The organism is Tenacibaculum crassostreae (assembly GCF_964512405.1).
Taxonomy (GTDB): domain Bacteria; phylum Bacteroidota; class Bacteroidia; order Flavobacteriales; family Flavobacteriaceae; genus Polaribacter; species Polaribacter crassostreae.
In genome coordinates this window covers 529,679-556,399 of record NZ_CAZELE010000005.1, presented here as the reverse complement: position 1 = coordinate 556,399, position 26,721 = coordinate 529,679, and the positions used below count along the sequence as shown (strand labels likewise).

Below are 26,721 nucleotides of genomic sequence, written 5' to 3'. Positions count from 1 at the left end.
CATTACCATTAGGAGTAGCAACAGCTATTGTAGATGGATCAGGTAATCCAATTGGAACAATCACATTAAAAAGTGACGGAACGTTTACCTTCACACCAGCACCAGATTATAATGGAGCAGTACCAACGATAGAGTATGTGGTAACCGATGGAAGCGGTACAGATGTAGCATCTAGCTTAGACATTGAAGTAACAGCGGTAGATGATAGCTTTACAGATGCGAGTGAGAACTTAACAACTCCAGAAGATACAGCCTTAACAGGAAATGTATTAACAGGAACAAGTTCCGTAGACGGACCAGTAAGTGTTTTAAGTGCAACAGTAGATGTTGATGGAGATGGAACACCAGATACATTACCATTAGGAGTAGCAACAGCTATTGTAGATAGATCAGGTAATCCAATTGGAACAATCACATTAAACAGTGACGGAACATTTACCTTCACACCAGCACCAGATTATAACGGACCAGTACCAACGATAGAGTATGTGGTAACTGATGGAAGTGGTACAGATGTAACCTCTAGCTTAGACATTGAGGTAACAGCGGTAGATGATAGCTTTACAGATGCGAGTGAGAACTTAACAACTCCAGAAGATACAGCCTTAACAGGAAATGTATTAACAGGCACAAGTTCAGTAGACGGACCAGTAAGTGTTTCAAGTGCAGCAGTAGATGTTGATGGAGACGGAACACCAGATGCATTACCATTAGGAGTAGCAACAGCTATTGTAGATGGATCAGGTAATCCAATTGGAACAATCACATTAAACAGTGACGGAACGTTTAGCTTCACACCAGCACCAAATTATAACGGACCAGTACCAACGATAGAGTATGTGGTAACCGATGGAAGCGGAACAGATGTAACTTCTACATTAGATATTACAGTAGAGGAAGTTATACAAGAGATTATTGCAAATGATGATACTAATGCAGTTCCTATTTATTCTTCAACAGGAGCAACAAATGTTTTGAATATTGCAGATAATGATTTGTTTGATGGAGTTTCAATAGTTGTCGATGATATGAACTGGGGGGTTATTGGAGGAAATGTAGGCGGATTTATCTTACTAGATCCAACAACAGGTTTTGTAAGTATAGCTCCAGGTACACCTGCAGGGACATATACATTAACTTACCAAGTGTGCGAAAAAGCTAATCCTACTAATTGTGATACAGCAGTATTAACAATTGTAGTTGAATTAGACACCGACGGTGATGGTATTCCAGATGTAGATGATGCAGATGATGATAATGATGGTATACCAGATGAAGAAGAAGGAGATGGATCAATAGATACAGATGGCGACGGTATTCCAGATAGTTTAGATTTAGATTCAGATAACGATGGTATTTTAGATGTAGATGAAGGAGGAAATGGTGATTTAGATACCAACGGAGACGGTGTAATCGATTCAAATGATGGAGCATCAGGAGTAGATTCAGATGGAGACGGTCAAGCAGATGCTTCAGTAGATGCTAATGAAGAGCCAGATACAGATGGAGATGGCGTTCCAGATTATCAAGATTTAGATTCAGATAACGATGGTATCAATGATGTAATCGAAAACGGAAACGGAGGTTTAGATACTAACGGAGATGGAGTAATTGATTCAAATGATACTAACGGAGGAGATTCTGATGGTGATGGTATTCCAGATTCAGTAGACGGGTTAGATGGATTCGGAGACAATGAAGGAGATACAGTAGATACCGATGGAGACGGTGTTGCAGATTATCAAGATCTAGATAGCGATGATGACGGAGTAAACGATGTTGTTGAAGGAGGAAATGGAGATTTAGATACTAACGGAGATGGAACAATTGATTCAGATGATGATAACGGAGGAGATTCAGATGGCGATGGTATTTCAGATTCAGTAGATGGATTAGACGGTCATGGAGATGCAAACGATCCAGATAACGATTCAGATCCAACCGATCCAAATGATGGAGGAAATGGAGTTGTTGGTGATAGCGGAACAGATTCAGATGGTGATGGTATTGCAGATTCAGTAGATGGATTAGACGGATTTGGTGATGCAATAGATGAGGGTACTTGTGTTAAGGTAAACAACTTAATGAGTCCAAATGGAGATTCAGCTAATAGTTACTTACACATCGATTGTATTGAAAACTTCTCTAATAATAAATTAGAGATATTCAATAGATGGGGTAATACTGTATTTAAAGTAAAAGGATACTCTAATACTAATCGAGATAAGAGATTTGAAGGTATTTCTAACGGACGTGTTAACATAAATGTTGATGATAAATTGCCAGTTGGAACATACTTCTATATATTAGACCTTGGAAATGGAAGTAAGGTAAGAAAAGGTTGGATTTATATTAATAGATAATAAGTATTACAATACGTTAGATTAATAAATAAAAAATTTAATCAGATGAAATTATATTTAAGTTTAATCTTAATATGTGTTATGAGTGTTTGTGTAATCACAGATGCTCATGCACAACAAGATCCTCAGTATACACAGTATATGTATAATACTATGAATGTAAACCCTGCTTACGCGGGTTCTAGAGGAAATACTGTAATTACAGCTTTAGGTAGGTTACAATGGGTTGGATTTGAAGGAGCACCAAACACCCAAAACTTAACTTATGATACTCCTTTAGGATATTCTGGTTTAGGATTAGGAATTAACTTAATGAATGATGAAATTGGACCTTCTAGTGAAATTTATTTAGATGGAAATTTATCATACACTATTCAAACTGGTAATGAGGGTAATTTAGCATTCGGTTTACGTTTAGGAGGTAGATTATTAAATATAGATTGGACCAAAGGTTTATACAGAGATGAAGAGCAAATATTTGCTAATAATGTCAATAGATTTTTACCTACAGTAGGAGCTGGTGTTTATTATCATGAACCTGAATGGTATATTGGGCTATCTGTTCCTAATATTTTAAGAATGGAACATTATGATGCTGAAACACCAGGAGAAGTAGCTGTAGAAAGAATGCACTTCTTCTTAATTACAGGATATGTTTTTGATATTAATGAAGATTTAAAATTTAAACCAGCAGCATTATTAAAAGCAGTATCTGGTGCGCCTTTATCTTTAGATGTTTCAGCGAACTTATTATTTAGTGAAAAGTTTAGAGTAGGAGCATCATGGAGATGGGATGATTCAATTAGTGCCCTTTTAGGTTTCCAAGTAAACGATTCATTCCTAATAGGATATTCATATGATTTAACCACCTCAAATTATAACGTAACAAATTCAGGAACACACGAACTTATGTTACGTTACGAAATATTTAAAGAAATAAGATACAGATCCCCGAGATTCTTTTAAAAAGAAGAAATTATGAGTTTAAAGAGGTTACCAACACTATGTTTATTAGTGTTGGCAGTAGGAGTTTTTGGGCAAAGTAAAAAAGTAGCTGATAGGTATTTTGATGAATTTTCATTCGTACAATCAGCAAAGATTTACAAAGATTTAGTACTTGTCAAGGGCGATAGCTCTAAACATGTTTTAAGTAGGTTAGCAGAATCGTATTACAACAATTCAGATACCGAAGAAGCTGAAATATGGTACCAAAAGTTAATTGCCAATTTCAATGAAAATATTGAGGGTAGGCATTTGTTTAAATATGCACAGGTGTTGAGAAGTAATGGTAAGTATAAAAAGTCAGATTCTATATTTTTAAAACTTGCGAATGCAGAAAGTAGCAATTTAAAGCAAGAATTGAATAATGAAGACTATTTACTTAATTATTCAAGTCAAGAAAAAAGGATAGGGGTAAGAAATTTAGCCATAAATACTCCATTTTCTGATTTTGGTGGTTTCTTGCTTAATGGAAAAGCATATTATTCATCTTCAGCACCTACAGATGCTAAAAGACAAAACATTTACAAATGGAACAATCAACCATTTTTAAATATTTATAGAGCAGAAGAAGATATTAAAACGCTTGAGGACAGTGAAAAAGACACTGTTTTGGTTCTTGGTAACATTGAAAAACTAGGAGAGCCAATTGCTTCAGAATTTCATGAATCAACACCAGTTTTTACAAAAGATGGAAAAACGATGTATTTTACACGTAATAATTCAGATGGTAAAAGAGCGAGAAAAAATAAAAACAACACTTCTAACTTAAAAATTTACAAAGCAAGTTTTGTAAACGGTTATTGGGTAAACGTTAAAGAATTACCATTTAATAATGATGAATATTCTACAGGTCATCCTGCTTTAAGTCCTGACGAAAAAACGTTGTATTTCGTTTCAAATATGCCTGGGGGATATGGAGACTCCGATATTTATAAAGTAGAAATTAATGGTAAAGATGATTATGGAATTCCAGAAAACTTAGGAAGTACAATAAATACATCTGAGAAAGAAGTTTTTCCGTATATCGGGAATGATAACACGTTGTATTTTTCTTCAAACGGACATTTAGGTTTAGGGCTTTTAGATATTTTCCAATCAAAGATTACTATCGACGGTACTTTTTCTTCACCAGAAAATTTAGGGTATCCATTCAATAGTAAAAAAGATGATTTTTCATTTTTTGTTGCTGATGATGGTAAAAAAGGTTTTTTCTCTTCAAATAGAGAAAATGGTAAAGGAGATGACGATATTTATAGCTTTTATATTTATACCGATCCACCTATTTGTACTCAAATAGTAAGAGGAACTATTCAAAATAAATCAACAAAAGACCCTATTGATGCGGTTTCTGTGAAGTTGATTAATAGCAATAAGCAAGTTGTTTCAGAAGTTATTTCAGACGATTTTGGTAATTATACATTTGAAAATATACCATGTAACAGTAATTATACTATAACTGCTACCAAACTAGACCATAGATCAGCTAAAAGTACTATTTCAACAACTGATGTTAGAAATAACGAGCTTACTACTAATTTAGAGTTGGTACCATTAATTGTTGGAGATCAAATTGTAATCAAACCTATTTATTTTGACTATAACAAAACGCTGATTAGAGATGATGCTGAATATGAGTTAGAGAATATTGTAACAGTTATGAGTAACCACCCAGAAATTGTTATTAAAATTGAATCACATACTGATAGTCGCGGATCTAGAGATTATAATAGAATGTTATCTGATAACAGAGCCAAAGCTACAAGAGATTTCATTTTATCTAGAGGAATAGCTGCTGATAGAATTGAAAGCGCAATAGGTTATGGTGAAGATAAACCACTTAACGATTGTATAGATGGTAAGAAGTGTTCAGAAAAAGATTATCAAGCTAATCGACGCTCATACTTTTATATTGTAAAAGGAGCTGATGCTATTAAGATAAAACAAGCTATTGAAAAAACTAGAATTAAAAGAAGAGTTACTGAAAAGAAAGTAGAATCTAAAAAAAGTAATTTCTTAGAATTTTTAAGAAAAAACCTTAGAAGATCAGGGAATGAAAGTCCTGAAAAGAACAAGTGTTTTAAAGGTGAAGAAGAAAACTGCGATAAAAAAGACAAAGAATTTAAAGTAGATTATAAGAACTAAGTTTCCCCTTCATAATTCGTAGTGTTACGTCAATAAAAAAGCTCCTTTAAAGGAGCTTTTTTTATTCAATAATCACAATAATATAAGCATAAATGAGTTATAGTTATACATTAACTTATATCATTATTATTAATTATGAAAAAACTATTTATCCCCATAGTAATTTTAGCTATGGCAACCACGTCTTGTGTATCAAAGAAGAAGTATGCTGAACTAGAACAGCGATACAATGATACTAGAGGAAACTTGCAGAAAACAACTTTAGAAAAAGAAGAATTAGAAGCAAAATTTGCAAAAATTGAAAAAAGGGTAGATGATTATAATCAAAAAATTAACTCGTTAAAAGACGTAAACGAGTCGCTACAAGAAGAGAATAGCGTAAAATTAGATATGGTTGGTAAATCTGCAGTGATATCTAATTCGATGAAAGAGAAAATGCGTGAAACACTTAAAAATGTTGATCCAGCTGAATTAGCAAATGCAAAAACATTAAAAGATTCAATGAATGTTGCAGTTTCATACAATTTAAAAAAGTCAATTAATTCTTCAGATTTAGAAAATGATGAAGATGTAAACATTGATATTGATCAAACAGTGGTTATGATTTCTGTTTCAGATAAAATGTTATTCAACACTGCTAGTTATAAAGTTAAGAGAAATGCTCATAAACTAATTAAAAAATTAGCAGATGTAATTAACTCTGAACCTAGTATGGATGTTATGATTGAAGGACATACAGATGCAAGATCATATAACTCAGGTGTATTACAAGATAACTGGGATTTAAGTGTAAAAAGAGCTACATCTATAGTAAGATTATTAGAAAAAAAATATGGAGTAGATGCTAGTAGATTAATTGCATCAGGTAGAGGAAGTTCAGTACCATTAGTTGAAAATAACTCTGCAGAAAATAGAGCAAGAAACAGAAGAACGAGAATTGTTATTTTACCAAATCTTGATAAGTTCTTCGGTTTATTAGCAGAAGAGGAACAAATAAAACCGTAATAATTTAAATACACTGAAAAACCAGCAAATTTGCTGGTTTTTCAGTTCATAGCAAATAGCTTTATAAAAGTGACTTTTTTAAAGCTATTGTGTCTTAAGTAAATAGATAAACCTTTAATAATCAGATTATGAAAAAACTATTGATTTTAACATTTGGAATTCTTTTCATGATTTCTTGTACAGACAAGAAGAAACAAGAAGATGAAAAGAAAATTGAATCTGCAATTCAAAAAATTGATTCTATCGAAAATGAAGTGAAAGCAGGAATCGAAAAACTAAATGAAACAACTAAAAAGCTAGAAGAGCAGTTGCAAAAATTAGACAGTATTATTTAAACTAAAAAAATATAAACATGAAGAATATTAAAATTATAGTATCATTAGTAATGTTATTAGCATTTCTAGGTACACAGCAAACATTTGCACAAGGAAAAGGTAAAGGAAAAGAGAAAAAAATGGAGCAAATGGAAAATAAAGGAAAAGACAAGTTAAAAAAAGAGAAAGAAGATGCCGAAGATGAACTTGAGCAAGAAGTAGATGAAGTAAAAGGAAAAGGGAAGCAGAAGGCTGATGAAATGAAGCAAAAAGGTAAAGAGAAAGTAAAGGAAGAAAAAGCTAAAAAAGAATTCAAAGGAAAAGGGAATGCTTACGGTAGAGATAAAAACGGGATGTCTGGAAGAGAGTTTGGAAAAATGAGATCTAATGAAGCAAAAGAAAAAATTGAGGAACAAGAAGATAACATTCGTGAGAGCGAAGAAGTTTTAAGAAGAGGAAGAGAAAAAATAAAAAAAGCGGATGAAAAGATTAAGGAAGCTAAAGAAAAGAAAGAAATAACTGAAGAAGAAGCTGAGGAAAAAGAAGAAGTAGTTCGTAAAGCTAACGAAAGATTAGACGAATTAAATAAGAGAATTGAAGAGCAAAAAGAAAAGGTTAAAAAAGATAAAGATGCTCTTAAAAAGATATTATTTCCAGAAGGAGGAAAATAAATCTAGTAACAAATTATAATTATCTTAAAGACTGTCTGTAAAGGCAGTCTTTTTTATTGTTCAAGTTTTATTAAGGAATGTTATTGTACAGTTGATATAACTTGACAAGTTGATGTTTAAAGGTATTATGCGTTTATAAACTATATTTTCAATTAATTTTTTGAAAGGTTAATTTATTTTATAAGTAATAGTAAGTTAATTGCTAAACCGCTTTTGTATTAAGTGAATAGTAATTATTTACCTCTTTATTTCCATTAGATTATATTGAAAGAGTATAACTTTTTATACTAAATTAAAATTTTATCCTTTAATCTATTCAAATTAACTATTTATAGTAAATAATTTTGGTTCTCTATAACTTTAATAATTTTAGCTATAAATGATATATAAAAAGAAGCCGTAAGTTTTACCTACGGCTTCTTTTTATATATTAAACTAAATAATGTTAGTTTTTATTCTTGTAATCTAAAGTTAATAGGAATGTAATACTCAACATTTGTTGTTTTTCCATTATGCTTAGCAGGAATAAAAGTAGGTAAGTTAGCTACCATTTTCTTTGCTTCTTGCTCTAATAAATGACCATTCTCAGGACCTTTCATTTTAATATTGGTAACATCTCCATTCTTGTCAATAATAAAGCGTACCCAAACTCTACCTTCAATATTCTGATCTGCAGCTGCAGCAGGGTAGTGGAAGTTTCTTTGAATATGGCTAACCATTCTTTCGTTAAAACAGTTCATTTTTTGCATGTCAGCTACTTTTGTACAAGCTTTGAATTGAGGAATACTATGAACCTCAGCAAACTTAACAAAATCTTTAATTTCAACTTCTTTTTTCACAACTGCAGTAGTCTTTTTAGGTGCAGTAACTTTCTTTGCTACTCTTGTAGCAGGTTTAGAAGATGAATTTCTAGCAGCAGCTCCAGGAGCTCTAAAAGAGATTGGAACACCATACTTCACTTTTACCGATTTACCATTGTGTTTACCAGGTATAAATTTTGGTAAATTGTTAACTATTCTTCTAGCTTCTTTCTCTAAAGACTCTCCACCTTGAGGACCACGTAGTAAAATATCTTCTACATTTCCTAACTCATTGATAGTAAACTGAACTAAAACTCTCCCTTGAATTCCTTTATCTAAAGCATCTTGAGGATATCTAAAGTTGTTTACAATATGTTTAGTCATGTTAGTTTCAAAACACTTAGCTTGTTTGATTAATGGAACATTGTTACACTTATCAAATAATGGGATTTCTTCTACTAAGTTGAAAGGAATTTTTTCAATAGTTGCAGAATTATCTTCTAATTCAAGTTTACCAACTAAAAGAGTATTTTTCTTAATTTCTGCTACTTTTTGAGAAGAATTGATATCACCACCAATAGTAGACACTGCTTCTTTGTTCTTACGAACAACACGTCTTCTGGTAGATACTTCGATAGATAATTGTTTGTTAGCACCATCTTTAGTGTCTTCGATTGCACACTTTGTGATACTATTAGGATCAGCGATTGTCTCGTCAGGGGTTGTACATACTTCCTGTCCTACAGCTGCTACAGTTAGTAGCAATGCCGCAGCTAATGAGGGGAATTTTTTCATTATTGCGCTCTATTTAAGGTGATTACAATGTTAATTGTACACCAATTAACGCGGTAAATATATGAAAAAAATAAAAAGCCACAAATTTATTTTGATTTTTTGTTTTTTTTCTTAACGGCTGAATTTGTGGCTTTTAAATGATTTTTACCTTTTTGGAGCTTTAAAAATTATTGGAAGAGCGTATTTCACATTTACAAAATTTCCCTTATGAGAACCTGGTATAAACTTAGGTAATGAAGCAATAAGTCTGTCCGCCTCTTTCTCTAAAAGTTCCCCATTTTCTGGCCCTCTTTTTTTAATATCTATAACATTTCCATCTGTATCGATAGTAAATTGTACTAAAACTTTACCTTCAATACCTTTTTGCATCGCTTCTTTTGGATAATCAAAGTTTCTAACAATATGTTTTATCATTTGCTCTTCAAAACACTTTGATTGTTTTAGAATTGGAGCTTTTTCACATTTATCAAATAAAGGAATTTGTTCTACCAAATGAAAAGGAACTTTTTTAAGAGTGGTTAAAATATCTTTTTTAATACTTAACTCTTCAACTAACTCTTCTTTGTTTTCTATAAGTTGTTGAGTTACTTGATTTTGATTAGAAGTAGAAATAGCATTTACTTTTCTAAGCTTACGATGTCTTTTTGTAGCTATTTCTTTAACTTCTTCAGATTCTAACGTGCTTTTTACATCATCAATAGAACATTTTGTAATTGTGATAGCGTTAGGATCGTGTAGGTTTTCTGTAGGAGTTTCACATTTTTCTTGAGCGAAAGAAAAAGTTGTCATAAGTAATAAGACAACTATAAACGAAGGGGATTTCATAGTTTTAATAGTATGTAAGGGTTTTTAAAGGAAGCTAATATAGAATTATTAAAGAATTTGTTAAAATATTGCAATATTAATTTAACGTTAAGTTTATAGGAAATGCGTATTTAACGTTGATTGGCAGTCCTTTATGTTTTCCGGTTGTTAATGTAGGTAGTTTGTTTATTATTCGATTTACTTCTTTTGTAATATTGTTATTAGGTTTAGAACTAATTACTTGAATGTCTTTTGGTTTACCATATATATCGATAGTAAATTGAATTAATATTCTCCCTTGAACTCCTTCTTCAGAAAATACCTCAGGATAGTAGTACTTTAAAAAATGCTTTTGAAGGTTGTCTTTAAAACACTTTTTTGTATTCCCAAGATTATTATCACAGTTTGGAAATAACGGAACTTCATCAACTAAAGAAAAAAGAATTTCGTTGTTTTGAAATTTAGTTGGATTTTCAATCTCAAAACTGTTGTTTGTGGTTATTGATATTTCTGAAGAAGCTTTTAAAACCGTTTTACTTTCTTGTACTTGTTTTCTTTTTATAATTCGGTTTCTTGCAACTATATTTTTTTGAATTCTTTTTCGCGGTTCAGGCTTTTCTGATTCTATAGCACATTTATTCAAGCTTATAGTATTAAGGTCAATTGAATTTTCTTCTTGTGTTGTACATACTTTTTTTTGAGCAAATAAAAATTGTGTAAAGAATAAAAAGGAAATAATAAGTAGTAGATTTTTCATTTTCTTAGTTTTTGGTTGATGTAAAAATGAAAAATATAGAGAGGAAATGTTTTAGCTTAACATCATAAGTTGGTTAACTGATGTTTTTTAAAATGTTATGGATGTTAAATTAGAATTAAGTAAAAAAGGCTTTCGAATAATCGAAAGCCTTTTAATTATGATTGATTTTACGTTTATTTTACGTTCATTAACTCAACATCAAAAATTAAGGTAGCGTTTGGAGGAATTACTCCACCTGCACCTTGTGAACCGTATGCTAAGTTTGAAGGAATTACTAAACGAGCTTTATCACCAACTTTTAATAATTGAATCCCTTCATCCCAACCAGCAATAACTTGACCAACACCGATAGCAAAATCGATTGGTTGCTTACGCTTGTATGAAGAATCAAATACAGTTCCATCTAATAACTGACCTTTATAGTGAACAGAAACCATAGCTCCTTTAGTAGCTTGTTTTCCGTCTCCGTTTTGTAAGATTTTGTAACGCAATCCGCTTGGAGTTTCATCGTATCCAGCCGCAACAGAGTCTAATAATTCTTTTTGACGCGCTTTTTCTTCAGCTTCACGTTTTTCACGAGCTCCTTCAAAAGTTCTAAAAGCTTCAACTGCATTCCATTTTTCAGCAGTTTCACCCACACGAATAATCTCCACATTCATTTCGTCTCCTTGTGCAACAGCATCAACAACATCTTGTCCTTCAACAACACTACCAAAAACAGTGTGTTTACCGTCTAACCACGGAGTTTCAACATGAGTAATAAAAAATTGAGAACCATTGGTTCCTGGACCAGCGTTTGCCATAGATAATTTACCTGGAGCATCGTGCTTTAATTCTGGATGAATTTCATCATCAAATTTATAACCAGGGTTTCCAGTACCAGTTCCTTGTGGGCAACCACCTTGTATCATAAAGTCAGCGATTACACGGTGAAATTTTAATCCGTTATAATAAGGAGTTCCTTGAGGTTTTGCTGAGTTTTCTAAGTTTCCTTCTGCTAAAGCAACAAAGTTACCTACAGTTCCAGGAGTTTTTTCGTATTCTAAGTTTACTAAAATATCACCTTTTGGTGTGGTGAACTTTGCATAAATTCCGTTATCCATTTTTTCTCTTATTTATATATAAAACTACTTTTTCCGAAGAAAAAGCAAAGTTAGTTCTTTACTGATAAAGTTGAAAGGTTAAAGCTTAAGCCTATGTTAATATTGTTTGCATTTACGTTGCCAAAAGGTGAGTAATATTTACCTCCTGAAGCGATTAAAGAAACTTGATTTGTTACGTCATAACTCAATCCAAGAAGGGGTCGGGTAATAATTCCTTCATCAGTATCAACACCAGCACCTCCACCAGCACCTCCCATAATTTCTATAAAAGCACGCATTTTATCGTTGAAAAAACGTGGGCTATACATACCACAACCTACTAATCCGTGTGCATAACCACCAGAACCACCGTCGTAAGCAAAACCAGCTTCACCAACGATGTACAACCAGTTATTTAAATCGTAATTCGCTTTTAAACCAATTAATTGTAAATCTACAGAGTATCTATTATTATCATTATTAGGATCAAATTTAGCAACATCAAAATAACTTTGATTTTGTACTTCTACTCGTAATCCTTGTGTGTAATACGTATTGTTTTTTTCGGAAGAAGTTCCTCCATTTAGCCCGAAATATTTTAAACCAAAACCGTAAGTGTAGGCTTCTAAATCACCTGCAATAGCACGATAATATCCACCGTGACCACTAATTGCTATGTTTTTAAATAATTTTAAATCGATTCCTGCGGAAGGATAGATCATTAATCCACCTTCAGGAGCTACACGACCACCGGCAGCACCAATTCCTAATTTCCCGAAAATATTGATGTATTTTGATTGGTAAGGATGATATCCTGCACCAATAAATAAATCCATAAAACCAGCTCGTAATCCTTTGTAAATAGCATCGGTATGAGCGAATAAGAAAGTGTTTTCGTTTAAATATTTCTGGTATTCAAATCCAATAACAGATAGAGTTTCTGTTAAAGGTTCTTGGTTATTTGCATCATCTTTTCTTGAATTACCTATTGGTTTAAAGAAGTCAAAACGAATTTGCTGTACATTTTTAACAGCTGGCTTGCTCCAAAAGCTATTAGAAGAAAGATTATTTGCTAAAAACTTTTGATGTGCTTTGTCATAGTCGGTAAAACGTAAAACACTCGGTATTTCTACAAAGAAAGAAACCGAGTTACTTTTAATTTCACCAGATAAAAAGTTAACATGACTGTATTGTATTCCGAAGGAATAATCATTCTTTTTGTATTGCAACCCGATATTTGGGTTGATAAATCCACCATCATTTACTAAGTAACGATAACCACCACCACCTCCAAAATGGAAGTTAGCATCAATATATAAGTTTTTATACAGTTGTTTGTTGATTCCTAGTTCTGCACCTAAAGTGAATAATCCTCCTTGATCACCTGTTACTGCAAAATGGAACCCAGCTCCTCCATACAACCAATCGTTGATAGGAATTTGATAATGTAATCCCGCTAACCCCATAGTTGGTTTTAGTTCAGGGAATTTTACTGAAGGCATATGTACAGGAATAAAATTCAAACGAACTTTATTGTGTAATTCTTTTCCTTTTAAACTCGATAAATTCTCTTGACTATTTATTATTAGAGAAGAGAAAAGAGAGAAGAGAAAAAAGGCTATATAGTGTTTTTTAGAACTCACTTGTGTAATGTAATTTTACTGTTGGGTATTTACTTTGCGTCATTTGAATAGTAAACTGAGAATCCGCCAAAAATACTAACTGACCTTGTTTGTCTTTTGCTAAATAACGTTGCTTAACACGTTTAAATTCTTTAAATTCTTCGTTTTTTGGATCTTCTGGCTCTACCCAACACGCTTTATGAACTGCAATGTTTTCGTATGAACATTTAGCTCCGTATTCATGTTCTAAACGGTATTGAATTACCTCATACTGAAGTGCGCCCACAGTTCCAACAATTTTACGTCCATTCATTTCTAAAGTAAATAACTGTGCAACACCTTCATCCATTAACTGATCTAAACCTTTATATAATTGTTTAGCTTTCATTGGGTCAGCATTGTTTACATAACGGAAATGTTCTGGAGAGAAACTAGGAATTCCTTTGAAGTTTAATTGTTCTCCTTCAGTTAAAGTATCACCAATTTTAAAGTTTCCTGTATCGTGTAATCCCACAATATCACCTGGGAAAGATTCTTCTACGATTTCTTTTTTTTCAGCGAAAAAAGCATTCGGACTCGAGAATTTTACTTTTTTACCGTTACGAACATGTAGGTAAGGAGTGTTTCTCTTAAAAGTCCCTGATACAATTTTTACGAAAGCTAAACGATCTCGGTGCTTCGGATCCATGTTTGCATGAATCTTAAAAACAAATCCGGTAAGTTTATCTTCTTTAGAGTCAACCAAACGCTCTTCAGCTTGTTTTGGTTGCGGATTCGGAGCAATATCAATAAAACAATCTAACAATTCTTTTACTCCGAAGTTATTTAAAGCAGAACCAAAGAAAACTGGTTGTAAATCACCTTTTATGTAAGCTTCTTGGTCAAATTCAGGATATACTTCGTATACCAATTCTAATTCTTCACGAAGTGTGTTTGCAGATTTTTCTCCGACAATTTTATCCAATTCAGGATTGTTTACATCATCAAATTCAACACCTTCTGATATAACAGTTTTGTTATCTCCTGAGAAAATATTTAATTTCTTCTCCCAAATGTTGTAAATTCCTTTAAAATCGTATCCCATTCCGATAGGGAAACTTAACGGAGTAACTTTTAAACCAAGTTTTTGCTCAACTTCATCTAATAAATCAAAAGCGTCTTTACCTTCACGGTCTAATTTGTTAATGAAAACAATCATCGGTATTTTACGCATACGACAAACCTCTACTAATTTTTCGGTTTGTTCCTCAACTCCTTTTGCAACATCAATTACAACAATAACACTATCAACCGCAGTTAAGGTTCTAAAGGTATCTTCAGCAAAATCTTTGTGACCAGGTGTATCAAGAATATTAATCTTCTTGTCTTTATAAATGAAAGCTAATACAGAAGTTGCTACCGAGATACCACGTTGGCGCTCAATTTCCATAAAATCGGAAGTAGCTCCTTTTTTAATTTTGTTGTTTTTAACCGCCCCAGCTTCTTGAATTGCTCCACCAAAAAGTAATAATTTTTCGGTTAAGGTAGTTTTACCAGCATCGGGGTGTGATATAATTCCGAATGTACGTCTCTTCTGTATTTCTTCTAAAAAACTCATCTATAAATTTTAAGGTTGCAAAGATACATTTTAAAGCGAACTGTTCAAAAGGTTTAATTGTTGAACTGGTATCAATTTTGTAAGTTTGCTTTTCGTATATTTTTAAGATGAAAGAACACGTAATTTTAGTTGATAAGCAAGATAATCCGATAGGATTAATGGAGAAGATTGAAGCGCATGAAAAGGCGTTGTTACATAGAGCTTTTTCGGTATTTGTTTTTAATGATAAAAATGAATTAATGTTACAACAACGCGCTGCTGAAAAATACCATTCTCCGTTATTATGGACCAATACGTGTTGTTCGCATCAGCGTGAAGGTGAATCTAATATAGTAGCAGGAAAACGTAGATTACAAGAAGAAATGGGGTTTTCTTGTGAATTAGAAGAAGTGTTTTCTTTCATTTATAAAGCTCCGTTTGATAATGGCTTAACAGAACATGAATTGGATCATGTAATGATTGGTCGATTTAACGACGAACCTCATATAAACCAAGAAGAGGTGGCTTCGTACAAATGGATGCTTTTAGAAGATGTTAAAGCTGATATAGAAAATCATCCAGAGAAATATACAGCGTGGTTTAAAATAATTTTTAAAGAGTCTTACAATAAAATATCTAAGTTTATCTAACATGCCAAAAGTAACTGTTCATAGAAAAGCACATTTTAATGCAGCGCATCGTTTATTTCATCCAGATTGGTCTGATGAAAAAAACTTTGAAGTTTTTGGTAAGTGTAGCAATCCTAATTATCACGGACATAATTATGAGTTAATTGTATCGTTAACGGGTGAAATTGATAAACAAACAGGATATGTATACGATTTAGGTAAATTAAAAGACTTAATAAAAGTAGAGGTTGAAGATGTTTTAGATCACAAAAACTTGAATATTGAAGTTGAAGAATTTAAAAACGTAAACCCTACAGTAGAAAACATCTCGGTAGTAATTTATAATAAGTTACGTGTAAGTATTCCAGAAAATTTAGACTTAGAAGTTACACTATACGAAACACCAAGAAATTACGTAACTTATAGAGGTAACTAATTTATGATAGACCAACTACTACGATTTACTCCAATTTTAAAGCAAAAAATTTGGGGAGGGGAAAAACTTAACCAGCTACTTCACAAAAACTTTGAGGGAGATAATATAGGTGAAAGTTGGGAAATTTCTGATGTAGATGGAGATGAATCTATTATTTCTAATGGTGCTTTACAAGGAAAAACTTTAAGAGCACTTTTAAAAGAATATCAATACCATTTAGTTGGTAATCATGTATATGAAACTTTTGGAAATGAGTTTCCTTTACTCATAAAATTTATTGATGCTAAAGAAGTTTTAAGTATTCAAGTGCACCCTGATGATGCTTTAGCTGATGCTCAAGAATCTTTCGGAAAAACTGAAATGTGGTATGTTGTGCAAGCAGATGAAGGCTCAAATATCATTATTGGTTTTAAAAATGATTCTGATACAAAAGAATATTTACACCACTTAAAAGAGAAAACATTAGTTGATATTTTAAATGTTGATGAAGTAAGTGAAGGAGATGTGTATTTTGTGCCACCAGGTAGAGTTCATGCAATTGGAGCAGGTGTGGTGATTGCAGAGATTCAGCAGACATCAGATTTAACTTATCGAATTTACGATTGGGATAGAAAAGATATTGATGGTAATTATAGAGAATTACACACTGAAAAAGCATTAAAAGCTATCGATTTTTCTTCTCAAATCTCATATAAAACTCCATATTCAAAAAAAGAGAATATAACTAACGAAGTAGTTACTTGTCCGTATTTTACAACTAATATGCTTCCGATAGAGGGAGAAGTACAAATAGATAACTCAACTAAAGATAGCTTTGTTATTTACATGTGTGTTAAAGGTGAAGTGATCTTCCGTTATAAGAATCAAGAAGAAAAGGTAAAGATGGGAGAAACTATTTTAGTTCCTGCTTGTATTACCGATTTTGAAATTTCTTCGAGCAGCCAATCAGAATTATTAGAAACTTATATAAAATAAGCTTAAGAGGTTTCTCTTAAGCTTATAAACAAATCAAACTAACTTAAAATTTATGATTGAGTTTTTGCTCAACCATAGAACGATTAAGAAGCTTTTTCTAAAGTGTAGCCGAATACAGCGCTACAAATAATATCTTGTTTCTTTTCTTCTTTTTTTGATACTGTAATGTTTAAAACAACTTCAGTAGTACTCAATTTTTTAATATTATTTTGAATAATGAGTTTATCATTCAAATAAGCATTTTCAATAAGATTAAAATCAATGCTTTTAAAACTCAAATCAGAAGAGTTTTTGTATAAATTAAGTGAAGATTGCAGGTTAGACTCAATCTTGTCAAATAAGATAGAAGTCTTTAACACCTTGTTTTTGCTAACTTGTTTCTTGTTAACAACAAACTGATTTTTTATGTTTTGTGAAGTATTTAAAGTTTTCATTTTTTTAAGGGTTTAGTATTAGTAATTCAGGATCTCTGTAAAAAGGGTTTTGTACTGAGTACATAAAGGTTGTTACATGTTTGTTGAATCGAATACGGTTTTTTGCTGTGTTCATAATGATTAAAATTTAAAATATTAGTAAATAAAAAAAGGTGCTTTTTGTAAAAAGCACCTTTGTAAGTTTATTGTAAATTGATTTGTATTAAAATCGTTGTTTATACTTGTTTTTATAAGTGCTTTTAACGGTAACATGTACATATTGTTTATGCATACGATTAGTACACGACATAGAATTAATCGTGTTACAAATAAGTGTATATGTGCGTAAAAGCGCTTTCATGAGTGTTCAAATGTAGCAAAACTTTTTAATAATCAGTAGAATAAAGAAATTAATTAGTGTTAAAGTTTTATCAATCTATAATAAATCGGTTTTAATAAGGTGGTTTAAATACTGTATCTTTGAAAGGTAATTACAGGTTATTTATGAAAAATATTAAAGTTATAGCTTTTGATGCTGATGATACACTTTGGGTAAACGAAACTTATTTTCGAGATGCAGAAAATGAATTTGCTAAGCTATTATCAGATTATGAAACGGAAAATAAAATCCACCAAGAATTATTTAAAAAGGAAATAGAAAACCTTAAAATTTATGGTTACGGAGTGAAAGGTTTTATGTTGTCTATGGTAGAATGTGCTTTAGAAATTTCTAACTATAAAATCAATCCTAAAAAGATGGAAGACATCTTAGAAATAGGAAAAGAAATGTTAGAAAAACCTATTGAATTATTAGATGGAGTAGAAGAGGTATTACAACAATTAAGTAAAAAATATAAACTAATTGTAGCCACAAAAGGAGATTTATTAGATCAAGAAAGAAAACTAGCAAAATCAGGAATATTAAAATATTTTCATCATACAGAAGTAATGAGTGAAAAGAAAAAAGCTGATTATAAAAAGTTAGTAAAACGCTTAGATATCAATCCTGCAGAGTTTTTAATGATTGGAAATTCATTAAAATCAGATGTGTTGCCTTTATTAGAAATAGGAGCAACCGCTATACATGTTCCGTTTCATACAACTTGGGCGCATGAAGAAGTTAACGATGACCAAAAAACAGATGAGTACAAAACAGTTTCAACAATTACCGACGTATTAAGTTTTTTATAAATGAAGTATTTAGATATTGATAACTGGAATAGAAAACAACATTTTGAGCATTTTAGAACTTTAACAGACCCAACTTTTGGTTTGGTTGCTGATGTTGATGTAACGAAAGCATATTTATCTTCTAAAGAAAAAGGAAACTCATTTTTTGTTCGATACCTTCACGCCTGTATGAAAGCAATTAATGCGGTTGAAAATTTTAAATATAGGATAGAAGAAGATAAAATAGCTATTTACGATGTGATTAATGCGTCTCCAACAATAGCTAGAAAGGATAATACTTTCGGATTTTCGTATGTTCTTTTTTCTGAAGATTTCGAAGAGTTTAACCATAATTTTCAACAAGAAAAAAAGAGGATAGAAAATTCTACTAATTTATTTCCTCCAAAATATTCTCTTGGTTGCATTCACTGTTCGGCGATTCCTTGGGTGAGTTTTACAGGGCATAAAGAACCTTTTTCAGGTAATAAAAATGATAGTGTACCACAATTATCATTTGGTAAGATTAAAGAAACAAACGGTAAAAAAATACTACCAGTGGCAATAAACGTTAATCATGCATTGGCTGATGGATATCATGTTGGACAGTTTTTTCAAAAATTTCAGCAAGAATTAGATAAAATCGATTAATTTTGCAGCAAAATTTATAATTATGTCAAGCGTAAAAAATTTAAAGAAAGATATTAATTACACATTAGGAGATATTATTACTATCTGTCAAATTTCTAAGGAGTTAAATCCAGATTCAGATAAAGCAAAGGCAGATGCTATTGTTGATGAGGTAATTGAAACTTTTGATGAGTTAATTGCAAAGGTAAACGCAAAAAACGTAGAAAATAAGAAAGCTCACTACAAAGCAATTAATGCTGAGTTAGAAACTAAAGCAAATGCTTTAATAGAGAAAGTTAATAGTTTATAGTATTATATAAACTGTCAATTTAAAAAGCGAAACTTATTTAAGTTTCGCTTTTTTATTGAAAATTTAACATATAAGATGTAATATAATTTTGTAAATTACGTTCTGAAATAAACCACTTTAACCCCAATAAAGATATGGCAAGAGCTATGTATGAGTACACGAAAACTGTACTGCAAAAGGTTAGTTTTAACGCCGATTTGTTTTGTAAAGAGCTTGAAAAAGCTTTAAGTAGATTACTACCTTACGAAATAGATGAACTAACTATTTGGCTTAGACAATTTACAGCTAATAAACCAGATTTATACGTTTGTTTAGCAATAGTTGATAAAAAATAAAAAAGGGAACTAATTAGTTCCCTTTTTTATTTTTTGATACTCTTTTCTATCACCTTTAAGTTTTCTAATAAGCTTACGGTGAAATTCATATTCGGCAATTTCTAACTGTAAAATCTTTTTATAAGGAAGTACTTTAGGAAGCTTGTTATAAAAATCATTTTTAGTTTCATATTGTAGTTTTGTAACCGATTTAATTTTATCAAAAACTAACCTCGATTCTTTTTCAGACAAACTATCTAATCCACCAGAGTCTTTTATTTTTTTCTTGATGCTATAACGTTCTTCTCTATGAAGTTGCATCATTTTTTTATCGTACACATTGTAAAGTGGCCAAAAATCTTGCGCTTCTTCTTCAGTTAAATTTAATTTTTCAGTAAGAAAAGCAACTTTAAAAGCACGAATTTTTTCTGCATTTCCTTTTCTTGTTTGCGCTTGGGTAAAAAAACTACCTAAGATTAAAAACAAGAATATTAGTGTTTTTTTATTCAATATCATCACTTAATAGGGTGTTGTTAACAATTATATAGTCTTCTATACTTTCTTCACTAATAGAAGTAAAAAGTTCTTCTTCTATATCGGCAATGCTAATTGCAGAAGCTAACTCTTCATTATAAGTAGTACCATAGCCATTTTCGTACCAAGATTCTATTTCATTAATAGTTATATCGTCTAAAGTTGTTTTTTGGGTGTTAAAATAATTAATACCAACAAAAAGTAAAACCGAAGCGGCAGCTGTTGTTGGAACATATTGTAAGATACGCTTACGAAGAGAAATTACCTTTACTTCTTTTTCTTTTGAATTTATTTTAGAAAGAATTGAATCTTCAATAGTGTTAAAATAATTTGCAGGAGTAGAAAAAGGCTTTTCTTTAGAAAAACTATTAATAATGGTTGAAGCATAAATGGTATCTTCAACTTCATTAAAATAGTTTTCTGGAGTAGAAAAACCAGTTTCTTTACCAACTTTTTGGTTTAAAAAATCTATGCTATGTTTTAACTCTTTACTCATTACTTATGTAAGACTGTTTTTTTGTTAAAAGGTTTAATTATAGTTTTTTATAAAGTGTTCAATTTTTTTTACAGCTATATGATATGATGCTTTTAAAGCGCCTACCGAAGTTTCTAGTACATCAGAAATTTCTTCGTATTTCATTTCTTCAAAATATTTCATGTTAAAAACTAGCTGTTGTTTTTGGGGTAACGTAGCAATAGCTTTTTGTAAAATAAGTTGCACTTCATCACCAGTAAACCAAAGATCACTATTAAGATTTGACACTAGCTGTTGTTGGTAATCGCTAATGTCAATATTTTTCTCTTTTGCTTTTTTGTTGATGAAACTTATCGATTCGTTTGTTGCAATTCTATACATCCAAGAATATAATTTACTATCCCCTTTAAAACCATCAATATTTTTAAAAATTTTGATAAAGGTGTTTTGTAAAACATCATCGGTATCGTCATGAGAAATTACAATTTTTCGAATATGCCAATACAATCGCTCTTTGTATTGCGATACTAATTGTTTAAAGGCAGTTTCTTTTGTGGTAGTCTGCTGTAACTGATCGATAAGTATAATTTCGTCAATCAACTAAAAAAGTTTTAGCTGTTAGACTTTAAAGATAGTAAAAGGTTTAAAAGAAAACTGAAAAAAATTACTTCAGCTTTTTTGTGCAACCAAATAATCGTTTTTCTTTAATGGTTTCCGAAACTCCTTTAGGAAGCATTTCTTCCCATCCTTCTTCGTTATTTTTAATCATCTTTAATACTTTTCTAGAGAAAATATGTAAAATTTCAGGATTGAAGTTTTCGATATCAATTAATCGGCCATTATTTTTAAAGAATTTGTATAATTCTTTCATTCTTGGGTGTACCTTTAAGTTTTCGCTAGTGATAAACTCACCAGTTTCATCATCTTTATAAGGATACATATACACTTTTAAATCGCGATAGAATAGTTTACCAAAAGCTTCTAAAATACCACCACTTAAATCACGGTAATATTTTTCATCAAAAATTTGGATTAAGTTATAAACTCCCATAGCTAATCCCATGCGTTCTTTAGTAAATTCACTAAAGTACTCTACAAGTTTAAAATACTCTTGGTAGTTTGTAATCATTACATTAAGCCCTAAAGAACATAGAAGTTCTGCTCTGTCTAAGAAATCACGCTCGTTAATTTCTCCTTCTGCACGTAGGTTGCTTAACGTAATCTCAAAAATTACTTTAGTTTTATCTGCATCTACTTTGTTTTCGGCGAAGAATAGCTCTTTAGAGCGTTCAAACATATCCATGTTAACTTTAGTAACTGGTCGGTAACTGCCACGAAGCGCTAATATGTTTTTTTTGTATAAAACTTGAGCTGGTAGAAGATTATTTCCATCAGGACCAAACATAACAGCATTGGTCATTCCGTTTTTAACTAACTGTAAACTCATTAAACGATTATCTACATACATAAAACGCGGTCCAGAGAAATTAATCATGTCAATTTCTAAACGATCTTTGTCAATATTATCGTAGAACGATTTTAATAAGTCTTTAGGATTATCGTTTAAATAGTAGGCACCGTAAATTAAATTTACACCTAAAACCCCTAAGGTTTCTTGTTGTTGACGTGCATCGGTTTCTCTAAAACGAAGGTGTAAAACGATTTCGTTATAATCTTCTAACGGATCTAACTGAAAACGAATACCAACCCAACCATGACCTTTGAATTTCTTGGTGAAGTTAATGGTTGCTACAGTGTTTGCATAACTAAAAAATAGTTTGTCTGGGTGTTTATGACGATCAAGACGCTCTTCAATTAAATCCATTTCATGCTTAAGCATCTTTTTTAATCGAGGCTCGGTAACATATCTGTTGTCTTTTTCAATACCATAAATAGCATCAGAGAAGTCTTTATCATAAGCGCTCATTGCCTTTGCAATAGTACCCGATGCACCACCGGCTCTAAAAAAGTTACGTACAGTTTCTTGACCAGCTCCAATTTCTGCAAAAGTTCCGTAAATATGTGCGTTTAAATTAATTTTTAACGCTTTCATTTTGGTAGTTGGTACCGCGTTTATTTTTTGATCTCCTTTTAACGTAATTGCCATTTTACTATTTTTTGTTACGTAATACAAATGTACTGAAATTAGGAACGACCAGACAATTTTTGTCGTATTTTTGTGATGAAAATGAAAGAAAAAAAACAATTAAAAATAACTTTTTTAGGTACGGGAACTTCAACAGGAGTTCCGATGATAACTAGTAAACATCCTGTTGCGTTATCTAAAAATCCGAAAGACAAACGTTTACGTTCTTCAATTTTAATTTCTTGGGATGATGTTAATTATGTAATTGATTGCGGACCAGATTTTCGTCAGCAAATGATTCGAGAAGAAGTAGCATCAATCAACGGAATTTTATTTACTCATGAACATGCAGATCATATAGCAGGATTGGATGAAATTCGTCCGTATTGTTTTCAAATAGGTCCTGTTCCTATTTATGTATCAGAAAGAGTGTTGGATGTTTTAAAAAAACGCTATGATTATATTTTTGCTATCGAAAATAGGTATCCAAGTGCGCCAAGTGTAGCCCCTATTATAATTTCTCATAAAAATAATCTTGAGTTGAATGGAGTAGCGGTAACTCCCATTGAAGTCATGCATGGTGATTTACCAATTTTAGGATATCGTTTTAATAATGTAGCCTATATTACAGATATCAAAACAATTTCAGGAGAAGAAAAAGAAAAGCTAAAGAATTTAGATGTTTTAATTGTTACAGGGCTTCGTAAAGAACCTCATAATACACATTTCAACTTAGAGGAAGCACTTAGTTTTATTGAAGAAATTAAACCAAAAAAAGCGTATTTAACACATATAAGTGAACTATTAGGTTTGCATGATGAAGTTGAAAAAGAATTGCCTGAAAATGTGTTTTTAGCTTACGACGGTTTACAAATTTAGTATTGAGTTTATCGATATAACAATCAATATTAATTACACAAAGTAATTGACGAAGTTAAAATTGCTTCTTATTTTTACCCTAAATATTTTTTGAATGAAGATTATTATTTCACCTGCAAAATCGTTAGACTTTGAAACTAAAGCAACAACTGAGTTATATACAAAACCTAGGTTTTTAGAGAAATCAGAAAAACTAAATAAGAAGTTAAAAACACTTTCTAGAAAAAAAATAGGGGAGTTGATGAAGATTTCTGATGACTTAGCAAGTTTAAATTACGATAGAAATCAGCAATGGCAACCACCGTTTACTTTAGATAATGCTAAACAAGCAGTGTTTTCTTTTACGGGTGAAGTTTATAGAGGAATTGATGTGAATTCTCTTTCGCAGGACAAAATTCCTACATTACAGGATAAACTTAGAATTTTATCAGGATTATATGGATTGTTAAAACCGCTAGATTTAATTCAGCCTTATCGTTTAGAAATGGGAACCAAACTAAAAGTAGGTAGAACAGAGAATTTATATAAATTTTGGGACACTACTTTGGCTGATTCGTTAAATGATGAGTTGGCAGATGATGAACTATTAATCAACTTAGCGAGTTCTGAATATTTTAAAGCGCTTCCGAAGAAAACCTTAAAAGTACCTATGATTACTCCTGTTTTTAAAGATTTTAAAAACGGACAATATAAAACCATTATGACCTTTGCTAAAAAAGCCCGCGGATTAATGGTTCGTTATATAATTGATAATAATGTTGAAACTTTAGACCAATTAAAAAGTTTTGATGTTGAAGGTTATGGTTTTTCTCAAGAAATGTCAACCGAAACAGAATTAGTTTTTACTAGGTAAATGAAAAGAAAAATAGCTTTTGTTTTACTTTTCGGAAGTATCATTATTGCTGCTTCTATATATTTTTCTAATAGCGCTATTGAAAATAATGCAAAAGGAAAACTGTTTAATGATACAGAAAACATTTCAAAAAATAAGGTTGGTTTATTATTAGGTACAGCCAAATATTTGGTTGATGGTAGAATTAATTTGTATTATCAATTTAGAATTGATGCAGCGGTTGAATTATTCAAAGCTAAAAAAATAGATTTTATAGTAGTAAGTGGAGATAATGGTTCTAAAAGCTATGATGAACCTACTGAATTTAAAAAAGACTTAATAGCCTCTGGTATACCTGAGAATAAAATATTTTTAGATTATGCTGGGTTCAGAACTTTAGACTCAGTTGTAAGAATTAAAGAGATATTTGGACAAACTTCAATAACAATTATTTCACAGCCCTTTCATAATGAGAGAGCTTTGTATTTAGCTGATTATTTTGATATTAAAGCAATTGGTTTTAATGCTAAAGAAGTTACAGGTAAAAAAGCAATAAAAGTTAAGTTTAGAGAATATCTAGCAAGGGTAAAAGTTTTTGTTGATATTCTCTTTAATGTTCAGCCTAAATTTTTAGGGAAACCTATCGTGATAGACTAATCTTAACAATCCGCTAAACGAACAGTAACTGCTAAGCCACCTTCAGAAGTTTCTTTATAGTTTCGATTCATATCTTTAGCGGTTTCCCACATGGTATCAATTACCTTATCTAAAGGAACTTTAGAATCTTCAGGATTGGTTTCTAAAGCCAATTCAGCAGCATTAATTGCTTTAATAGCTCCCATAGCGTTGCGCTCAATACACGGTATTTGTACCAATCCGCCAATAGGATCGCAAGTCAATCCTAAATGATGTTCCATAGCGATTTCAGCAGCAACTAAACATTGTGCTGGAGTACCGCCAAGTAATTCAGTTAACGCAGCAGCAGCCATGGCAGAAGAAACTCCAATTTCTGCTTGACAACCGCCCATAGCAGCAGAGATAGTAGCGTTTTTTTTAAAAATACTTCCAATTTCGCCGGCAACTAATAGGAACTTTTTAACGTGTTGAAAAGTTGCTTCGTGATTTTCAATCACCAAATAATACATTAAAACTGCAGGAATTACACCTGCACTTCCGTTTGTAGGTGCCGTAACAACTCTTCCTAAAGAAGCATTCACTTCATTAACAGATAATGCTAAACAACTTACCCATTTTAAAATTTCACGAAATTTTACTTCAGTACCTCTAATAGCTGTAATCCATTCTTCTTGGTTGGTGTATTCAGCATCTTTTATTAGTTTTTGATGGGTTTCAAATGCGCGTCTTTTTACGTTTAATCCACCAGGTAAAATTCCTTTGGTATGGCAGCCTATGTACATACATTCTAACATAGTGCTCCAAATACGATGAAGTTCTTTGTCAATATCTTCTGCAGAATTAACAACCAATTCATTTTGATAAACTATATCAGAAATATGTAGGTTTTCCTTTTCACAATAGGCTTCAAGTTCAGTAGCTCTGTTAATAGGGAAAGGAAAGTTCTGTTTGTTTATTTCAATATCTTCAGCAAGGTGATCATTTTCTTGAACTATAAAACCACCACCAATAGAGTAGTAAGTTTCAGTTGAAATTTCTACTCCTTGAGCATAGCCTCTAAAAGTCATTCCGTTAGCGTGAAAAGGAAGAAAATCTCTATTGAATGTAACCGAGTCTTTAAAAAACGGAATATTTCTTTCGTTGTTAAAAAATAACTGTTCTTTATTTTGAATATCACTAATAATTACGTCGATACTCTCAATAGGTACATATTCAGGATCGGCACCACTTAAACCTAATAAAACAGCTAAATCTGTCGCATGTCCTTTTCCTGTTAATGAAAGCGAACCATATAAATCTACTTTTACTTCTTCAATTAAAGGAAATATATTGTTTTCTTTTAATTCCAAAATCCATTGTTGGGCTGCTCTCCAAGGGCCTAATGTGTGAGAACTAGATGGTCCTACACCAATTTTAAGCATATCAAAAACGCTAATAAATTGCGACATAAATGTAAGTTGTTTGTAGAGGGC

28 protein-coding genes are annotated in these 26,721 nt (G+C 31.6%); 16 read left to right on the top strand and 12 right to left on the bottom strand.

The genetic code is table 11. The annotated features are described in order from the left end of the window. The 6 genes from ACKTST_RS07980 to ACKTST_RS07955 all read left to right on the top strand — a co-directional run. On the top strand, nucleotides 1–2,363 hold a 2,363-nt coding region (locus ACKTST_RS07980), incomplete at its 5' end, for a cadherin-like domain-containing protein (protein ID WP_408047222.1). A gap of 45 nt (nucleotides 2,364–2,408) precedes the next feature. Next, entirely contained in the window at nucleotides 2,409–3,329 is a 921-nt protein-coding gene (locus ACKTST_RS07975) for a PorP/SprF family type IX secretion system membrane protein (protein WP_408047221.1), read from the top strand. 12 nt (nucleotides 3,330–3,341) lie between these two features. Next, nucleotides 3,342–5,507, top strand: coding sequence for an OmpA family protein (locus tag ACKTST_RS07970; protein WP_408047220.1), 2,166 nt, complete (start codon nucleotides 3,342–3,344; stop codon nucleotides 5,505–5,507). A 135-nt stretch (nucleotides 5,508–5,642) separates the two neighbouring features. Then, complete coding sequence (locus tag ACKTST_RS07965; protein ID WP_408047219.1) at nucleotides 5,643–6,512, top strand: OmpA family protein; 870 nt, start codon at nucleotides 5,643–5,645, stop codon at nucleotides 6,510–6,512. 128 nt (nucleotides 6,513–6,640) lie between these two features. Continuing rightward, nucleotides 6,641–6,847: a hypothetical protein gene (locus ACKTST_RS07960; RefSeq protein WP_408047218.1), complete on the top strand. Its 207-nt coding sequence runs from the start codon at nucleotides 6,641–6,643 to the stop codon at nucleotides 6,845–6,847. A gap of 17 nt (nucleotides 6,848–6,864) precedes the next feature. Beyond that, complete coding sequence (locus tag ACKTST_RS07955; protein WP_408047217.1) at nucleotides 6,865–7,497, top strand: hypothetical protein; 633 nt, start codon at nucleotides 6,865–6,867, stop codon at nucleotides 7,495–7,497. Between the two features lie 452 nt (nucleotides 7,498–7,949). Here the strand turns inward: ACKTST_RS07955 and ACKTST_RS07950 are convergent, their stop codons facing one another. The 6 genes from ACKTST_RS07950 to ACKTST_RS07925 form a co-directional block, all read right to left on the bottom strand. After that, nucleotides 7,950–9,092: an energy transducer TonB gene (locus ACKTST_RS07950; RefSeq protein ID WP_408047216.1), complete on the bottom strand. Its 1,143-nt coding sequence runs from the start codon at nucleotides 9,090–9,092 to the stop codon at nucleotides 7,950–7,952. 144 nt (nucleotides 9,093–9,236) lie between these two features. Then, complete coding sequence (locus ACKTST_RS07945) at nucleotides 9,237–9,917, bottom strand: energy transducer TonB (RefSeq protein ID WP_408047215.1); 681 nt, start codon at nucleotides 9,915–9,917, stop codon at nucleotides 9,237–9,239. Nucleotides 9,918–9,993: 76 nt separating this feature from the next. Then, on the bottom strand, nucleotides 9,994–10,653 hold the full coding sequence (locus tag ACKTST_RS07940; RefSeq protein ID WP_408047214.1) for an energy transducer TonB: 660 nt from the start codon (nucleotides 10,651–10,653) through the stop codon (nucleotides 9,994–9,996). Between the two features lie 173 nt (nucleotides 10,654–10,826). Then, complete coding sequence (locus tag ACKTST_RS07935) at nucleotides 10,827–11,756, bottom strand: peptidylprolyl isomerase (protein ID WP_408047213.1); 930 nt, start codon at nucleotides 11,754–11,756, stop codon at nucleotides 10,827–10,829. Nucleotides 11,757–11,806: 50 nt separating this feature from the next. Beyond that, nucleotides 11,807–13,378: a hypothetical protein gene (locus ACKTST_RS07930; protein WP_408047212.1), complete on the bottom strand. Its 1,572-nt coding sequence runs from the start codon at nucleotides 13,376–13,378 to the stop codon at nucleotides 11,807–11,809. Then, a complete protein-coding gene (locus ACKTST_RS07925) occupies nucleotides 13,368–14,954 on the bottom strand; it encodes a peptide chain release factor 3 (RefSeq protein ID WP_408047211.1) in 1,587 nt (528 codons plus the stop codon). The genes ACKTST_RS07930 and ACKTST_RS07925 overlap by 11 nt, the downstream gene beginning before the upstream one ends. Before the next feature lie 107 nt (nucleotides 14,955–15,061). Between ACKTST_RS07925 and idi the strand changes: the two genes are divergently transcribed. The 3 genes from idi to ACKTST_RS07910 are packed head-to-tail and all read left to right on the top strand — an operon-like array spanning nucleotide 15,062 to nucleotide 16,973. Further along, complete coding sequence (gene idi, locus ACKTST_RS07920; protein WP_408047210.1) at nucleotides 15,062–15,583, top strand: isopentenyl-diphosphate Delta-isomerase; 522 nt, start codon at nucleotides 15,062–15,064, stop codon at nucleotides 15,581–15,583. Nucleotide 15,584: 1 nt separating this feature from the next. Next, a complete protein-coding gene (locus ACKTST_RS07915; protein WP_408047209.1) occupies nucleotides 15,585–15,998 on the top strand; it encodes a 6-pyruvoyl trahydropterin synthase family protein in 414 nt (137 codons plus the stop codon). 3 nt (nucleotides 15,999–16,001) lie between these two features. Beyond that, the gene (locus tag ACKTST_RS07910) at nucleotides 16,002–16,973 is read left to right on the top strand and encodes a type I phosphomannose isomerase catalytic subunit (RefSeq protein ID WP_408047208.1); all 972 of its coding nucleotides are present in this window, start codon (nucleotides 16,002–16,004) and stop codon (nucleotides 16,971–16,973) included. An 83-nt stretch (nucleotides 16,974–17,056) separates the two neighbouring features. Here the strand turns inward: ACKTST_RS07910 and ACKTST_RS07905 are convergent, their stop codons facing one another. After that, nucleotides 17,057–17,407: a hypothetical protein gene (locus ACKTST_RS07905; protein WP_408047207.1), complete on the bottom strand. Its 351-nt coding sequence runs from the start codon at nucleotides 17,405–17,407 to the stop codon at nucleotides 17,057–17,059. A 483-nt stretch (nucleotides 17,408–17,890) separates the two neighbouring features. On the opposite strand from ACKTST_RS07905, the gene ACKTST_RS07900 reads away from it, so the two are divergent. From ACKTST_RS07900 to ACKTST_RS07885, 4 genes are all read left to right on the top strand, one after another. Continuing rightward, a complete protein-coding gene (locus ACKTST_RS07900; RefSeq protein ID WP_408047206.1) occupies nucleotides 17,891–18,577 on the top strand; it encodes an HAD family hydrolase in 687 nt (228 codons plus the stop codon). Further along, nucleotides 18,578–19,204 carry a CatA-like O-acetyltransferase gene (locus ACKTST_RS07895; RefSeq protein ID WP_408047205.1) on the top strand — a complete coding sequence of 209 codons (627 nt, stop codon included), beginning with the start codon at nucleotides 18,578–18,580 and terminating at the stop codon, nucleotides 19,202–19,204. 22 nt (nucleotides 19,205–19,226) lie between these two features. After that, the gene (locus tag ACKTST_RS07890; protein WP_408047204.1) at nucleotides 19,227–19,493 is read left to right on the top strand and encodes a hypothetical protein; all 267 of its coding nucleotides are present in this window, start codon (nucleotides 19,227–19,229) and stop codon (nucleotides 19,491–19,493) included. Between the two features lie 134 nt (nucleotides 19,494–19,627). Beyond that, complete coding sequence (locus tag ACKTST_RS07885; protein ID WP_408047203.1) at nucleotides 19,628–19,828, top strand: hypothetical protein; 201 nt, start codon at nucleotides 19,628–19,630, stop codon at nucleotides 19,826–19,828. A 9-nt stretch (nucleotides 19,829–19,837) separates the two neighbouring features. Here ACKTST_RS07885 and ACKTST_RS07880 read toward each other — a convergent pair whose 3' ends face one another. The 4 genes from ACKTST_RS07880 to ACKTST_RS07865 all read right to left on the bottom strand — a co-directional run bounded on the left by ACKTST_RS07880 (nucleotide 19,838) and on the right by ACKTST_RS07865 (nucleotide 22,923). Next, the gene (locus tag ACKTST_RS07880) at nucleotides 19,838–20,293 is read right to left on the bottom strand and encodes a sensor of ECF-type sigma factor (protein WP_408047202.1); all 456 of its coding nucleotides are present in this window, start codon (nucleotides 20,291–20,293) and stop codon (nucleotides 19,838–19,840) included. A gap of 16 nt (nucleotides 20,294–20,309) precedes the next feature. Beyond that, on the bottom strand, nucleotides 20,310–20,837 hold the full coding sequence (locus ACKTST_RS07875) for a hypothetical protein (protein WP_408047201.1): 528 nt from the start codon (nucleotides 20,835–20,837) through the stop codon (nucleotides 20,310–20,312). 33 nt (nucleotides 20,838–20,870) lie between these two features. Further along, the gene (locus tag ACKTST_RS07870) at nucleotides 20,871–21,416 is read right to left on the bottom strand and encodes an RNA polymerase sigma factor (protein WP_408047200.1); all 546 of its coding nucleotides are present in this window, start codon (nucleotides 21,414–21,416) and stop codon (nucleotides 20,871–20,873) included. A 64-nt stretch (nucleotides 21,417–21,480) separates the two neighbouring features. Next, entirely contained in the window at nucleotides 21,481–22,923 is a 1,443-nt protein-coding gene (locus ACKTST_RS07865) for a TonB-dependent receptor (protein WP_408047199.1), read from the bottom strand. Between the two features lie 81 nt (nucleotides 22,924–23,004). Between ACKTST_RS07865 and ACKTST_RS07860 the strand changes: the two genes are divergently transcribed. The 3 genes from ACKTST_RS07860 (at nucleotide 23,005) to ACKTST_RS07850 (ending at nucleotide 25,270) form a co-directional block, all read left to right on the top strand. Beyond that, the gene (locus ACKTST_RS07860) at nucleotides 23,005–23,781 is read left to right on the top strand and encodes an MBL fold metallo-hydrolase (protein WP_408047198.1); all 777 of its coding nucleotides are present in this window, start codon (nucleotides 23,005–23,007) and stop codon (nucleotides 23,779–23,781) included. Between the two features lie 94 nt (nucleotides 23,782–23,875). Next, nucleotides 23,876–24,634 (top strand): peroxide stress protein YaaA, encoded by a 759-nt coding sequence (gene yaaA, locus ACKTST_RS07855; RefSeq protein WP_408047197.1) that lies wholly within the window; start codon nucleotides 23,876–23,878, stop codon nucleotides 24,632–24,634. Next, a complete protein-coding gene (locus ACKTST_RS07850) occupies nucleotides 24,635–25,270 on the top strand; it encodes a SanA/YdcF family protein (RefSeq protein ID WP_408047196.1) in 636 nt (211 codons plus the stop codon). It begins immediately after the preceding gene. Nucleotides 25,271–25,272: 2 nt separating this feature from the next. Here the strand turns inward: ACKTST_RS07850 and ACKTST_RS07845 are convergent, their stop codons facing one another. Next, nucleotides 25,273–26,697: an L-serine ammonia-lyase gene (locus ACKTST_RS07845; protein WP_408047195.1), complete on the bottom strand. Its 1,425-nt coding sequence runs from the start codon at nucleotides 26,695–26,697 to the stop codon at nucleotides 25,273–25,275. Nucleotides 26,698–26,721: the final 24 nt, after the last annotated feature.